General features: G+C 41.9%; 12 protein-coding genes. All 12 read left to right on the top strand.

Annotated elements, in window-relative coordinates; translation table 11 throughout:
* Positions 1 to 237: 237 nt before the first annotated feature.
* Positions 238 to 1,188 (top strand): sugar ABC transporter substrate-binding protein, encoded by a 951-nt coding sequence (locus GLIP_RS06185; protein WP_008843737.1) that lies wholly within the window; start codon positions 238 to 240, stop codon positions 1,186 to 1,188.
* 122 nt (positions 1,189 to 1,310) lie between these two features.
* On the top strand, positions 1,311 to 2,132 hold the full coding sequence (locus GLIP_RS06180) for a MurR/RpiR family transcriptional regulator (RefSeq protein ID WP_008843736.1): 822 nt from the start codon (positions 1,311 to 1,313) through the stop codon (positions 2,130 to 2,132).
* A gap of 50 nt (positions 2,133 to 2,182) precedes the next feature.
* Complete coding sequence (gene iolB, locus GLIP_RS06175; protein ID WP_008843735.1) at positions 2,183 to 2,992, top strand: 5-deoxy-glucuronate isomerase; 810 nt, start codon at positions 2,183 to 2,185, stop codon at positions 2,990 to 2,992.
* Between the two features lie 9 nt (positions 2,993 to 3,001).
* Complete coding sequence (gene iolG, locus GLIP_RS06170; RefSeq protein ID WP_008843734.1) at positions 3,002 to 3,997, top strand: inositol 2-dehydrogenase; 996 nt, start codon at positions 3,002 to 3,004, stop codon at positions 3,995 to 3,997.
* 455 nt (positions 3,998 to 4,452) lie between these two features.
* Positions 4,453 to 6,672 (top strand): TonB-dependent receptor plug domain-containing protein, encoded by a 2,220-nt coding sequence (locus GLIP_RS06165; protein WP_008843733.1) that lies wholly within the window; start codon positions 4,453 to 4,455, stop codon positions 6,670 to 6,672.
* 78 nt (positions 6,673 to 6,750) lie between these two features.
* A complete protein-coding gene (locus GLIP_RS06160; RefSeq protein WP_161602041.1) occupies positions 6,751 to 8,088 on the top strand; it encodes a metallophosphoesterase in 1,338 nt (445 codons plus the stop codon).
* A 211-nt stretch (positions 8,089 to 8,299) separates the two neighbouring features.
* A complete protein-coding gene (locus GLIP_RS06155) occupies positions 8,300 to 9,697 on the top strand; it encodes an MFS transporter (protein WP_008843731.1) in 1,398 nt (465 codons plus the stop codon).
* Positions 9,697 to 10,182: a ZrgA family zinc uptake protein gene (locus GLIP_RS06150; RefSeq protein ID WP_008843730.1), complete on the top strand. Its 486-nt coding sequence runs from the start codon at positions 9,697 to 9,699 to the stop codon at positions 10,180 to 10,182. The genes GLIP_RS06155 and GLIP_RS06150 overlap by 1 nt, the downstream gene beginning before the upstream one ends.
* 19 nt (positions 10,183 to 10,201) lie before the next feature.
* A complete protein-coding gene (locus GLIP_RS06145) occupies positions 10,202 to 10,990 on the top strand; it encodes an inositol monophosphatase family protein (protein ID WP_008843729.1) in 789 nt (262 codons plus the stop codon).
* A gap of 83 nt (positions 10,991 to 11,073) precedes the next feature.
* Positions 11,074 to 11,631 (top strand): hypothetical protein, encoded by a 558-nt coding sequence (locus GLIP_RS06140; RefSeq protein WP_008843728.1) that lies wholly within the window; start codon positions 11,074 to 11,076, stop codon positions 11,629 to 11,631.
* Positions 11,632 to 11,639: 8 nt separating this feature from the next.
* On the top strand, positions 11,640 to 12,329 hold the full coding sequence (locus GLIP_RS06135; protein ID WP_008843727.1) for a winged helix-turn-helix domain-containing protein: 690 nt from the start codon (positions 11,640 to 11,642) through the stop codon (positions 12,327 to 12,329).
* The gene (locus tag GLIP_RS06130; RefSeq protein ID WP_008843726.1) at positions 12,310 to 13,698 is read left to right on the top strand and encodes a sensor histidine kinase; all 1,389 of its coding nucleotides are present in this window, start codon (positions 12,310 to 12,312) and stop codon (positions 13,696 to 13,698) included. The genes GLIP_RS06135 and GLIP_RS06130 overlap by 20 nt, the downstream gene beginning before the upstream one ends.
* Positions 13,699 to 13,972 lie beyond the last annotated feature (274 nt).

The following is a 13,972-nucleotide window of genomic DNA, read 5'->3' as shown; positions in this document are numbered from 1 at the left end:
GTGTTTTTAATGATAAAAGAGCAGCCATTATGTTCTATTGCTATGCCATCAAATGAGCATGTTTAACAGGACTCAGCTTACTTAGTTTGCAATGAAAAGAGGCTGCCGTCTATTGACAGTGACTCGTCAATTTAAATATTATGGAAAATATATTCCATTTTGTTTTGATTTGGAATATTATTTTAAGTGTACTCGCTAGATATTACTCTACCTAAACTAGGCTCAAAGGTGTATGCCATGAATCTGCAAAATAAGCTCTTATTCGTCATGCTAACGTGTTTGCTCACTAGCGCTTTTGTGGCGACTGATGCCAATGCTAAGGGCGAGCGGTTTATTTTAATTAGCCATGCACCTGATTCAGATCCTTGGTGGAATACCATCAAAAACGCAGTTAAAGAAGCCAGTGAGCGTATGGACGTAAGTGTGTTGTATCGCAACCCTAGCACTGGGGATTTGGCTGATATGGCCAGAATTGTTGAGCAGGCAGTGGCCTCTAACCCGGACGGCATTATTGTCACTATTGCTGATTTTGATGTATTAAAAAATCCTTTAGAAAAGGCCACTAAAAAGGGCATTCCTTTAGTGACTATTAACTCAGGTACCCATCAGCAAAGTCAGGATCTTGGGGCCTTAATGCATATAGGGCAGCCCGAATATCAAGCAGGTTTTATGGCGGGTGAAAAAGCCAAACAAGCGGGGGTTAAACAATTTGTATGTGTGAACCACTATATTACTAATCCTTCTTCAGTGGAACGTTGTCAAGGTTATGCCGACGCACTAGGTGTTACCTTGGGAGGCAATATGCTCGATTCTTCTCAAGATCCCGGCCATATTGAAAAGAAAGTTCAAGCCTATTTGCGTAGTCATCCTGCGACCGACGGCATACTCACTTTAGGCCCGACCTCTGCCATCCCTGTTATTAATTTAGTAAACAAAATGCGCTTACAGACTCAAGTTCATTTCAGCACCTTTGATTTGAGTAATGAGATTACCAGCGCCATTAGCCAAGGCACCATTGACTTTGCCATCGATCAGCAACCCTACCTGCAAGGTTTTATGGCAGTGACCATTTTGGCCTTGAACATTCGTTACGGCATTGTACCAAGTAACGATATGTATTCAGGCCCCGCTTTTATTACTCAAAAGAATGTGGCGCAGGTGGAAAGTTTAGCCGGAACGGTACGTTGAATTATGCCGATTATTTGGAATGAGTGAGGCATTTTGTTTAGCAAAGTCAATTTTTGGAATGTATGTTTTATTTTAATCGTTTATATTTCAAAACTGTTTTAACAATGGAAATGAGTTAAATAATGACAAAAATAACCACAGTATCTTCTTTAGAAGAGTTAAATTCAGAAATTACCCAGAATTTTTCCAAACTAAGTAAGCGTTTACAACAGGTCGCTGAGTACGTATTAGAGAATCCAAATGGTATAGCATTTGGCACTGTGGTGATGATCGCCAAAGACGCCACTGTACATCCCTCAACTTTGATCCGTTTTGCCAATGCCTTTGGTTTTACCGGTTTTAGCGACATGCAGAAACTGTTTCAGAAGAAGTTATTACAAGAGTCATCCAGTTATGAAGATAGGATCAAATTAGTCCAAGATGACGCTAATTTAGATCAAAAAAATGCCACCAGTAAATTATTAGACCAATTTAGTCAGGCCAACAGTCATGCGCTAAATTATTTAAAAGACAATATCAATGCAGATGATTTAGAGCAGGCCAGAATGATCCTCTCTAAAGCCGACACTATTCATGTTAAGGCGGTACGTCGCTCTTTCCCCATCGCCAGTTATTTAGCCTATTTGCTCAATCACATCAATGTACGTTGTTATTTGTTAGATGGAGTAGGCGGCATGCATAAAGAGCAGGAGCATCTTATACGCAAAAACGATGCGGTGATTGTGATTAGCTTTCATCCCTATGCCAGCGAAACTCAATCAACAGTTGATGCGGCTATAGCAAAAGGTACCCCCATTATCTTGTTTACTGATAGCCCGCTTAGCCCTTTGAAAGAGCATGCGACTGTTTGTTTTACCGTCAAAGAAGCAGAAGTTTATTCATTCCGCTCACTTACGGCGACTATGTGTTTGGTGCAATCTTTGGCCATCAGTTTGGCCCATTAACAGAGGCTCGAGTCGCTCTTTTATTTCTTACACTACACTCGAGGTAACTTATGTCGTATTTACATCGCCGTCCCAGCCAAATGGATGATCAAGGCTGTATTCAGAAAATCACCCCACAATCAGCTAACTGGGAGTATGTAAGTTTTGAAGTTCATCAGTTGTCTGCTAATCAGAGCAAGAGCTTTACGACCGATGATCAAGAAACCTGCATGGTGATAGTCAGTGGATTGGTTGATGTGGCGACTGACACTGATGCTTGGTCAGGCCTGGGTGAACGCATGTCAGTATTTGAAAAAAAGGCACCTTATAGTTTATACACTCCGCCTGGCACACCGGTGAAGGTAACAGCGCTTACTGATGTAGAGATTGCCTTGTGTCGCGCTCCTGCTAGCGGTCGATTTCCCACACGTTTAATCAGACCAGAAGATTGCAGTTATGAACTGCGTGGTAGCGGCAGTAATCAGCGTCATGTGTGTAATATCCTGTTTGCTAATTTGGAAGCCGAAAAATTACTGGTAGTTGAAGTCATTACTCCTGACGGAAATTGGTCTAGTTATCCCCCCCACAAACATGACAGTGATAATTTACCTAACGAAAGCTCCTTGGAAGAAACCTATTTTCACAAACTCAATCCTCCCCAAGGCTTCGCGTTTCAGCGTGTCTATACCGATGATCGCAGTATTGACGAAGTCATTGCCGTTGAGCACAACAGTGTGGTGGAAGTTCCAGAGGGCTACCACCCAGTTGGAGTGCCCCACGGTTATGATTTGTATTATTTGAATGTGATGGCAGGACCAACACGTCAGTGGGTATTTAAAAATGATCCGGCCCATGAGTGGATTATCAACCAAAAAAAGTGAGGACAATTAATGATAAATTTTGCATTGTTAGGTGCAGGTCGTATTGGCAAAATGCACGCGGCTCTTATTGCGGCATCTCCACAAGCGCGCCTGAGTTATGTTTTTGATAGCCATAGCCCATCGGCGGTCGCCTTGGCTGAGAGCTATGGCGCTACCGTAGCCGAATCAGTTGATGTCATCCTGCAGGATCAGAGTATTGATGCCATTCTCATTGCCACCTCAACCGATACCCATGTGGGTTTTATTATTCAGGCTGCTAAAGCAGGCAAGGCTATTTTGTGCGAAAAACCCATCGATTTAAGCACTAAATTAGTCACTGATTGTTGGCAACAAATTAAAGACTGTAATGTGCCTATTCAAATTGGTTTTAATCGTCGTTTTGATCCCACTCACGCTACTTTGCAAGGTAAATTAACTGCTGGCGAGATAGGTGAATTACAACAGTTGATTATTACCAGTCGTGATCCCGATATTGCACCAGCGGAATACCTGCGTAATTCAGGCGGTATTTTTCGCGATATGATCATTCATGATTTTGATATGTTGCGTTTTATTACCGGTGAAGAAATAACCGAAGTGCATGCCATAGGTAGCACTTTAATCGATCCGAAACTGGCGCAATTTGGTGATGTTGACAGTGTTATGTTAACGCTAAAAACAGCCTCAGGTAAGTTATGCCATATTAACGGTTCACGCCGTTGTGTGTATGGCTATGATCAACGTATTGAAGCCTTTGGTGCTAATGGTATGTTGCAATCCACCAATCCATTACCTCATTCAGTGAGTATGTCGACGCCCCAAAATACGGCAAGCCACAGTCCTTTAAACCCGTTTTTTATTGAGCGTTATCAACAAGCTTATCAAGCTCAGTTAAGCAGTTTTATTAACTGTTTAATCAACAAAACTGCGCCATCTCCTTCATTTTTAGATGGTTTACGGGCACAACAATTAGCCGATGCCGCGCAGCAATCTTTAGACACAGGCTTACCGGTAAAACTAGCTTAAGTTTTACTAGCTGTTTAATCACAAACTAACCATTGTCCTTACTCCGTGAGTCAGGGTAATGGTTAGATAATTCCACCATTTCAGAAAATACATTCTATATTTTGTATTTATGGAATGTGTTCCTTTGTCATTTCCGTTATTCTTTATTATCTCATTAAAAATAAAAATCCTTTTAAAACAGTTGCTTAAGTTTATTTGTAAGTAATGTGTTATTTTTGTTAACGAAACGTACGTTCCAATGCTTGATAATGTGAAAAAAAAATTCTATATTGGATGGGTCAAATTTGCTAAAGCAAAGTGACAGGTGAAACAAAGACCGTATAGCTAAATAAAACTGGCGACTGCATTGGGTAGGGTAAGGCACTGACTAACAACATATAAGGCCTTGGTTAATGCATTAATAAGAGTCAGTTTCTAAAAATACTCAAAATTGAGATTAGAAGAGGGGACGCATAGTGAAAATTAAAAGCCTACCGAGTAAAACAACTTATTTAAGTAGTTGCATATCATTTATTTTATTGTCGGCTGTGGCGGGCAATATACAAGCGCAAGAACAAACAGCAGACGCTGCTGATGTTGAAAAAATTCAGGTGGTAGGTAGTCCGGTATTCCGTGACAGAACCTCAACTATTTCTCCTGCCTTGGCTTATGGTGTGGAGTTCTTCCAAACTTTTGAACCTACCTCTGTAGGTGACATGTTAAAGCGTACCCCTGGTATTTCTTTTAGTAGTGATGTTGGCGAATACGATGCGCCCCAAATGCGTGGTTTAGGCGCTGGTTATACCCAGATCTTAATTAATGGCCGCAAAGTACCTAGTAGTGGTTCAGATCGTGCGGTATTTGTTGATCGTATTCCGGCAGAGATGGTTAAAAGCATTGAAATTATTCGTAGTCCTAGTGCCGACCAAGATAGCCAAGGTGTGGGTGGTACCATCAACATCATCTTAAAAGATGGGGCTAGTTTTGAGGGTGGTAATGCCCGTTTAGGCCTACTACGTTTTGATGATGGTGAGTTACGCGGCAGTGGTGCCTTTGGTTACAGTGGTGACACTAATAATGCGGCATGGAATGTGTCGGCTAGTATGCAAGAGCGTTATGTTCCTAAATTAAAAATGGAGCGTCGTTTTGAGCCAGATGGTACACCAAAAGAAGTAGAGCAAGAAAATGACGTGCGAGACAGTGACGACGTGTCACTCAGTGCTAATTTGTCTTATGCCTTGAATGACACTTCTACCTTAGATCTATCTGCTAACTTCGTTTCTACTAGCCGGGAAGAAAACCAAACAGAAATCGTATGGGAAGTTGAAGATGGTGAATTTTCCTTGGATGGAATGGCCAAAGATGAAGTTGATATAGAAGAAGATTCGTACATTGTAGGTGCCGTTTTTTCTACCGAGTTGGGTAATGATACCTTGTGGGAGTCGTCGCTTAACTTTAGTCGCATTACCAGCGCCGAAGACGCTATCGCCTTTGAACGCGATAGTGAAAATGCCCCCTGGGAATATGACAAAATTGAAGATCTTGATACCACTGATTCAGAGATCTTATTTACTACCTTCATTAAACATGAGCTCAGTAATGGTATTGAATTAAAAACTGGACTGGATGCATCCCGTAAAAAACGTGATGAAATTTTAATTGAGTTTGCCGTGGATTCAGACACGGGTGTCATTGAAGAAATTGATCTAGAGCAACGTTATGAAGTAGAAGAAAAACGTTTAGACGGGTTTATTTTGGCGCAAATGGAGTTTGATGGAGACATGCAATTGGAAGTGGGTTTACGTGCCGAGCATACCAGCCGCTCGATGAGTAGCATGGCCATTAATACCGATACCTCAGAAACACAGATTAACCCATCTGCTCACTTTTCTAAGCGATTTGATAGTGACAATACCATGCGTATGAGTATTGCCAGAACCGTTCGCCGCCCTGACTTTAAACAGTTATCGCCGACAATTCAATATGATGAGCCAGAAGATGGCGATGCAAAACAAGGTAATCCTTATTTGAAAGACGAAGTATCTTTGGGCTTTGATATAGGTTATGAGCGCAGCCTAGCAGGGCGAGGCATCATTGGTCTTAACGCATTTTATCGCGATGTAACTGATGTCATTGAAGACGTGGGCGCGGGCACTGCGCCAGATGGTGGCATTCTGTTTTCTTACGACAATGCGGGTGATGGTAGCATTTGGGGTATAGAAATGGATTTGAACAAACCACTGTCGGACAACACGGGATTATTTGCCAACTTAACCTTACTTGATTCAAAAATTACCGATCAGTTTACTGGCAAAGAACGTCGTTTCCGTGATCAATCTAATTATATTTATAATTTTGGTGTGACACACAACATTCCTGATTGGAACACCAGTATGGGCTTTAGTTATCAAAAACAAGGCGATAGCTTGTCAGTCGACATCGACCGTGATGTGACTTTAAGTTACGACGGTAATCTAGAAGTCTTTGTTGAGAAACGATTTGGTGACAATTATGTATTACGTTTAACCGGAACTAACTTGTTGAACGCCCATAAAATTGAACGTTTTGACAATTACGCTGGTGATAGTGCCGCTGAAATTTTGGATAACCACATCAATAAAAACATTGATGAGTTAGAGACAGAAGATGAAAGTGCAAGTCGTATAGTAACGTTGACCTTTCGCGCATTTTTCTAAGCTAAATTTAATTTAAACAAAACCGGATGAATCATCCGGTTGAGTTTTGAACATGGAGTAAACCTGATGTGGTATAACATGTCATTAAAAAAACCATCTACCAAATCGTGGGCCTTTTCAATTATTGTAAGTAGTTTGGCCTTATCACTGTTGGCCTGTGGTAATGACAGCCCTACATTAGAGACAAAAGCGGCTAAAGTAGTTGCGCCAAGTGACAGTGTGTTAAATGTAGGTTTTATTGCCTTTGGTGATAGCGGTTACCACACCGATTATTTGAAAGAAAAACAATACAAACCTCAAATACCTGACAGGCAGGCCTTTATCAATGGAGAGCTTGAAGAGTGGTTGGAAGACGGTGGTGATCCGGCTAAATTTATTCCTTCTCCCAGTGTATTTATTCCCTCTGTAGAAAGTATGGTGGATGCCAGCGGCATGTATCCTGTGGCGAGCGCAATGAAGTCACACTGTAAAAAAGTAGATTGCCAGTTTTCAGTAATGTTAGGTGACAACATTTATCCCGACGGTGCCACCTTGGGCGTGGATGGTAAAGACGATTCAACACGTTTTGCTGACATATTTACCAAACCCTTTGGTGATATGGGTCAAGGCAATAAAGACTACCGAATTTATACAGCCCTAGGTAACCATGATTGGAATACCTCTAGAGAAGGCGCCATGGCTCAAGTTGATTTTATGGAAACGAATAAGCCTTTTTATATGGATGGTCTTTTCTACACAGTTAAACCACCTGCTGGCAAAGGTGAAATAGAAATATTTGTGATTGATACCGAAGTGATTTTAGCTGGTACAGATGTTAAGGATGCCAAACTAAATAAAGATGGCAGTGAAGTACCCACTGACGAGCTAGACGAAATGAACCCATGGTCTAAGCCACAAAATCCTGAAGAAAAAAATATGGTGGCTTGGTTAGATGACAAATTAAAAAACTCTACTGCTAAATGGAAATTTGTTATTGCCCATCACCCTATTTGGTCATCTGGTGGCAGTAAGTTTGAGCAAGCAAGAGTATTGAGAAAGCTGTTATTACCTTCAATGTGTCGTTATGCCGATATGTATTTTGTGGGTCATGAGCATTCTTTGGAATTGCATGAGGATAGTTGTGCGTCAGTAAGTGATGAAAATCAGCAATATCGTCCACTGTTACAAGTGCTTTCTGGGGCAGCAGCAAAACAAAGACCAGTTAATTTTAACTTTAAAGCATTTCAGGATAAAACTTATCCCGAAAATAATGCAATTTTTGTAAAGGGAATGATTTGGGGCTTCTCCCATATTCAGCTCGAGGGTGATAAGGCAACAATTTCTATGTTCAGCACACCTAACAATGAAACAGGTGAGGTGGTTGAGGAATTTAGCTATGAATATCAACGTCGTTCTCATATTGCTACAGTGAATTAAACCAATTTTGACGCATTATTCAGCAGCAGGTTACTTAGTATATGCTTGGGACCTGCTGGTATTTTTACCCATAATCTATACCCAATATCATAGGAGTTGTAGTTAGGCGGCAAAGAAACTCAGCCACAATCACAGAGCACGGGTGAGAGATAGAAGCCAACAACACTGCAATTTCAAGGTTCAAGGGTATGCACTATTATCAGGTTGTTAAATGAGAGTTATGCTGCAGGCATTTTTGAATTTTTTTCGCAGCGGAGTCGACCAGCCGGTTAATCCGAATTTAGACTACATCAATAGCCAATACCAACAACAGCGCCGCAATGTCATTGTGATCATTACGGTGTGTTACGGGTTGGGTTATGTCTGTCGTTTAGCGTTTAATGTGGTTAAAAAACCTTTAATGGATGCAGGGGTTTTTACCCCAGAAGAGTTAGGTATTATCGGCTCTACCCTCTTATATGGTTATGCACTAGGCAAATTTACTAATGGATTTTTAGCCGATTATGCCCACGTAGGGCGCTTTTTTGCGGCTGGTTTGTTTTTATCCGCTATGGCCAATATAGGCATGAGTTTTTCAGACCTTGCTTGGGTCTCGGCCTTATTATGGGGGCTCAATGGTTGGTTTCAGGGCTTTGGTGCACCCGCCAGTGTAGTCTCAATGGCCCAGTGGTATTCCAATCATGAACGTGGACGCTATTATGGGATCTGGAGTACTGCCCATTCAATAGGTGAAGGTTTAACTTATCTTGGCATAGCGTGGCTGATTGCCGCCGCGCCAAAAGGTTTAGGTTTGGATTGGCAATGGGGTTTATGGACACCCGCAGTGATATGTATTTTTGCCGCTTTTATCGTCTTACGTTATTTACCTGATCGTCCCAGAGCCTTAGGTTTGCCCACTGTGGCAGATTGGAAATCCGATCATGCTCAAACAGCCAAAAAAGTAAGTGCTGAGTCAGTGTGGAAAACCCAGTTAAAAGTACTCGCCATTCCTTCTATTTGGATTTTGGCCCTGGCAAGTTCAAGCATGTACGTAACCCGTTATGCCATCAATAGTTGGGGTAATGTGTATCTGCAAGAAATCCGTGGTTTTGACCTATTTGATGCCAACCTATTTATATTTTTTAATACCGTGGCAGGCATCTTGGGCTGTGTTGTATATGGCCTGGTATCAGACAAATTTTTTGATGCTCGCCGTCCACCGGCTAATTTAATCTTTGGTTTGATAGAATTGGTGCCGTTGTGGGTGATTTTTTATGGTCCACAAGATCCGGTGATTTTAGCCATAGCCTTAGTGGTCTACGGTTTTGGCCTAAGTGGTATTTTAGCTTCATTAGGTGGTTTGTTTGCGGTGGATATTGCACCCAAAAAAGTCGCTGGTGCGGCCATGGGCTTTATCGGCGTATTTAGTTATATCGGGGCAGGACTGCAAGATTATATTAGCGGTAAATTGATTTATGAAAGTGAAATAATATTTTCTTTCCCGGCTCAAGAGCAGCATTTTAATGTGTATTTCTATAACTATGATAAACCTATCTTATTTTGGGTGGGGGCCTCGGTATTATCCATCGTATTGGCTTCATCTTTGTGGAAAATCAGGGCGGCAGACTAATGAAAAAATACCCACAATTACCTGCATATTCCTTACTGGTAACACTAGCGACATTAATGACGGGCTGTGATGACGAAGTGCGTAATCCACTGTGCAGTGAACATAAAACTCTCCATCAGCAGCACCTCGATAGTATTGCCACTATGGTGGTGAAATACACCGAAGATGGTCAGTTTACTGCTCAGCTAAACATGCCCTTGGCTACTGCGCCTTTAGAGGCTTTAGCAGAAGTGGACAAGGTGATACAGCTAGAAGCTGAGCAAAAGTGTCAAAGTGTCGCGGCCCAGCTTGATGAGCAATCTAACCAAAGCCAAGGCTTTTATACCTTTGCATGTGGCACTGATAATAAACTGACCAAAGTCACGGTAAAAGTATTAGAAAATTTTCCAGCTCTTGAAGAAGTGGAAGTTTGGGTAGAGACCCCCGCAGTGAATAAACATTTTGTGCTTAATCGCCAATGTGAAAGACCACTTTTCAATTTATAAATAATGTTAGGAGTAAGGTATGAGTGATATTGCACAACGTCTTGAGTTTGCTTGTGATACTGCACGCAAAGCAGGGCAACTTGCTTTTGGCTATTTTTCAAACCTCAGTAGTTTGACTGTGGTCAGTAAAGGTATTCAGGACATGGCCAGCGAGGCCGATGTGAATACCGAAAATTTAATTAGAGCGGCCATCGCCAAACAATATCCTAATGATGATTTTTTTGGTGAGGAGAGCTCAGATACTTACCAAGCAAAACAAGGATGTGGGGTTTGGGTTGTTGATCCCATCGATGGTACTCAGCCTTTTATCAATGGCATACGTAGTTGGTGTATATCAATTTCATACATTGAAAATGACCAGATAATTATCGGTGTTATTTATGATCCTTGTGCCGATGAAATGTTTGCTGCCAGCCTGGGCCATGGCGCCACCTTAAATGGCAAGCCAATGAAAACCTCAGCGGCTAAAAGTGTGGCAGAAGGTTTGATCAGCATTGGTTATTCTAACCGCGTAACACCAGCTGCAACCTTAGATCCCTTAAAGCGTTTGATGATGCAGCAAGGCATGTTTCATCGCAGTGGTAGTGGCGCTTTGAGTTTGGCTTACGTGGCTGCGGGCAGGTTATTAGGCTATTTTGAACCCCACATGAACATTTGGGATTGTGCGGCAGGTATGTTACTCATCACTGAAGCGGGTGGGCAAACTTATGATTGTTTACAAACTGACAACTACTTAATTAGTGGCAGTGTAGTGATAGGGGCTGCTGACGGTGTTTATGCTCAGTTGCTCAACATTGTCGAAGGCTAAGATTAACAATAATTAATGTTGCAGACACTCTGGTTTTATCTGAACAAAGTTACAATGCTGCTAACAAATCAGAGGAGTTTATTATGAAATATTTATCGAGTACCAAGATTTTACTGTCTACGACCTTGTTGTTCAGTAGCTTAAATTGGGCAGGCAGTTCGGACAAAGAGATGGCATTAGCCATGGATACAATTAACCGTTCAGGGATAACCGCTAGTCAAAGCATCGTCATGGTACAAAATAAATTTAGTGGTGTTGTTTATGATTACGAGCTCGATGAAAAAGATGATCGTTTAGTACATGAAATTAAGCTCATCGACCTTGATGCCGACGTCAAACGCAAGATCACCCTATCTGCTGACGATGGCAGTGTTATCAAAGAAGAATGGGAGCGTTTGTTTTCGTGGTTTATAGAAGAAGACAATGTTAAAGCAGCAAAAAAATTAGTAGCAAATAATTACTCCATGTTACAGGCGATAGCCTTAATTGCTATCAACACAGATTCGCTGGTGTTGGATGTGGAGTTAGAGGACAAACAGGGTATCGTTTATTTTGAAATAGAAACTTATGGTCCAGATGGTGAAAAGGAAATGTTAGTGGATAGTAAAAGTAAAACCATCATACCGGTATTTAAGCGATAGTTGCCTGCATGAAACTACTTGTAATAGAAGATGATGCCACCACTCGCAGCTATATCCAAAAAGGCTTTCAAGAGAGTGGCGCCATTGTCGATACCGCCGACAATGGGCCTGACGGTTTATTTTTGGCCACCAGTAATGAGTATCAAGTGATTATACTTGATCGCATGTTGCCCAAGATGGATGGTCTGGCGTTGTTGGCGGCCCTACGTGCTGCCAGCATTAATACCCCGGTGATTTTGCTCAGTGCTTTAGGTCACGTAGATGAGCGTATAAAAGGCTTAAAAGCAGGGGGAGATGACTATTTAAGTAAACCCTTTTCCTTTCAAGAATTGCATTTACGCGCGACTATTTTAGCCAGTCGGCAAAAACAATTAAGTGATCCCAATTATGGGCCTATCACCAAACTCAGCATCGCCGACCTAGAAATGGATCTCGTCGCTCACACGGTCAAACGTGCTGGTGTGGAGTTAAAAATCCAGCCTAAAGAATTCCAATTACTGCGTTATTTACTTGAACATCAGGGGCAAGTCGTCTCAAGAACCATGTTATTTGAGGCGGTGTGGGAATATCATTTTGACCCCAAAACCAATGTCATTGATGTACATGTTGCCAAGCTGCGTAAAAAGCTTGAAGAAGATGGACAGTCACAATTGATCTTTACCGTTCGAGGTGCCGGTTATGTGGTTCGCACGTCTTAAGCGCGCTACTCGAACCTCCGTTTGGCGTTTCACCTTAATCTTTACGGTTATCGTGTTGTGTATCTGTGTAGGTATATTGGCCTTGGTTTATCGCTTTACTATTGGCGAGCAAAAACAACAGTTAAGCCAACAAGTGCTAATCACCGCCCAAGGCATTGCCGACCTTGCAAAAGCTGAAGGCATTAACCAAAGCACTTTTCGCCAAGCCGTACAACAAAGAGTGGATAAAAGTGCTTCTTTGGTTTTGGTACTGGCAAACAATGAGGGCTTAATTGGTAATTTAGGCTCTATGCCCGACAATGTGCCAGAACTGCCCGAACTGCAACATTTCCCCGTGGCCATAGTGGATCATTTAGGCCAAACCTCAGTGATTTTGGCCTTAGGTGGTCAAATACCAACACGTTTTGGTACTTTGTTGGTGGGCTTGTTCGATGACAATTCTCAGGCGCAAGAAAATGATTTCCGTTCTGCCAGTATCCTCGCTTTATTATTAACCTTATTTGTCACCCTGATCACCGGCTTTTTGTTTAACCAAAGAGTGTTATCCAGAGTTAACGACATCGCTCGTGTGCTGACAGAAGTCAAAGGGGGCCAGCTCAAAACGAGATTACCCTTAAGTCAGCGCCATGACGAATTTGATACTATTGCCGAGCACATTAATCAAATGTTAGATGAGATTGATGCCCTGCTCGATTCAGTGGCACAAGTTACAGATAACATCGCCCATGATTTACGTACCCCGCTTTCACGTATTCATATCGCCATTGAACAAGGTTTACAGCATAGCCTCGAAGGCAGTGAGGATGAACGCTGGAAACTGGGGCTGTTGGAAGAGCTAGAACAAGTCATCGCCACCTTTAACGCCATGCTTGAGTTGTCGAGACTCGAACAAGGTGTGCAAGGCACCTTATTTAGTGAACTGGATATGGTGGCTTTATGTAAGGATGTGCTGGAACTCGCGCAACCCTTGGCCGAACAAAAAACACAAAACCTAGATTTTAGCTACTCCAAAACTCAAACCTCTGGCCCTTTAATGATTAAAGGCGAACGTAATTTGTTGTTTAGGGCCGTGTTTAACTTGGTGGATAACTCCATTAAATACACTCAAGAGCAAGGTGAAATACGCCTTGAATTAAAGCCCCTTACTACCGGCTGCGAGTTGATTGTGAGCGACAATGGCCCAGGCATACCTGAGGCACTACAAGAAAAAGTATTTCAACGTTTGTACCGTATTGATGCAAGTCGTCAGGGCGAAGGTTATGGCCTTGGTTTAGCCATAGTCAAGGCCATCATTGAGCTACACGGCGGTATATTAACCGTCAGTTCGGCTCAGCCAGGCTTACGGGTTAGCATTAAATTGGCTGAGTGATGCTGTAATTACAGCTTAGATATTACCGCCACAGTCTCACATTTTTGGGACCTTAACGTCACCAGAAACACCATAATCAGGAGATCATCATGGATATTAAGTTAGCAACAACAGGGCTTTATACCTTAAAGCAATGTTTTTCAAACCCTAAGTTTTAATTGGTTGTGGGTTACGAAATTTTTGATATTTATCAAGCTGAATATATTTAAAAATTTAGTTGTATTAATCTCGTTTAAAAGCCGCAAATGGCATCCTAGTGACATCTGAATCGACA

The organism is Aliiglaciecola lipolytica E3, from assembly GCF_000314975.1.
GTDB classification, from domain to species: Bacteria; Pseudomonadota; Gammaproteobacteria; order Enterobacterales; family Alteromonadaceae; genus Aliiglaciecola; species Aliiglaciecola lipolytica.
This window is presented reverse-complemented; position numbering and strand designations above follow the sequence as displayed.

Coding starts and splice junctions, on each gene's coding strand:
- GLIP_RS06185 (WP_008843737.1), top strand. CDS start 238: ATGAATCTGCAAAATAAGCTCTTATTCGTCATGCTAACGTGTTTGCTC.
- GLIP_RS06180 (WP_008843736.1), top strand. CDS start 1,311: ATGACAAAAATAACCACAGTATCTTCTTTAGAAGAGTTAAATTCAGAA.
- iolB (WP_008843735.1), top strand. CDS start 2,183: ATGTCGTATTTACATCGCCGTCCCAGCCAAATGGATGATCAAGGCTGT.
- iolG (WP_008843734.1), top strand. CDS start 3,002: ATGATAAATTTTGCATTGTTAGGTGCAGGTCGTATTGGCAAAATGCAC.
- GLIP_RS06160 (WP_161602041.1), top strand. CDS start 6,751: ATGTCATTAAAAAAACCATCTACCAAATCGTGGGCCTTTTCAATTATT.
- GLIP_RS06155 (WP_008843731.1), top strand. CDS start 8,300: ATGAGAGTTATGCTGCAGGCATTTTTGAATTTTTTTCGCAGCGGAGTC.
- GLIP_RS06150 (WP_008843730.1), top strand. CDS start 9,697: ATGAAAAAATACCCACAATTACCTGCATATTCCTTACTGGTAACACTA.
- GLIP_RS06145 (WP_008843729.1), top strand. CDS start 10,202: ATGAGTGATATTGCACAACGTCTTGAGTTTGCTTGTGATACTGCACGC.
- GLIP_RS06140 (WP_008843728.1), top strand. CDS start 11,074: ATGAAATATTTATCGAGTACCAAGATTTTACTGTCTACGACCTTGTTG.
- GLIP_RS06135 (WP_008843727.1), top strand. CDS start 11,640: ATGAAACTACTTGTAATAGAAGATGATGCCACCACTCGCAGCTATATC.
- GLIP_RS06130 (WP_008843726.1), top strand. CDS start 12,310: ATGTGGTTCGCACGTCTTAAGCGCGCTACTCGAACCTCCGTTTGGCGT.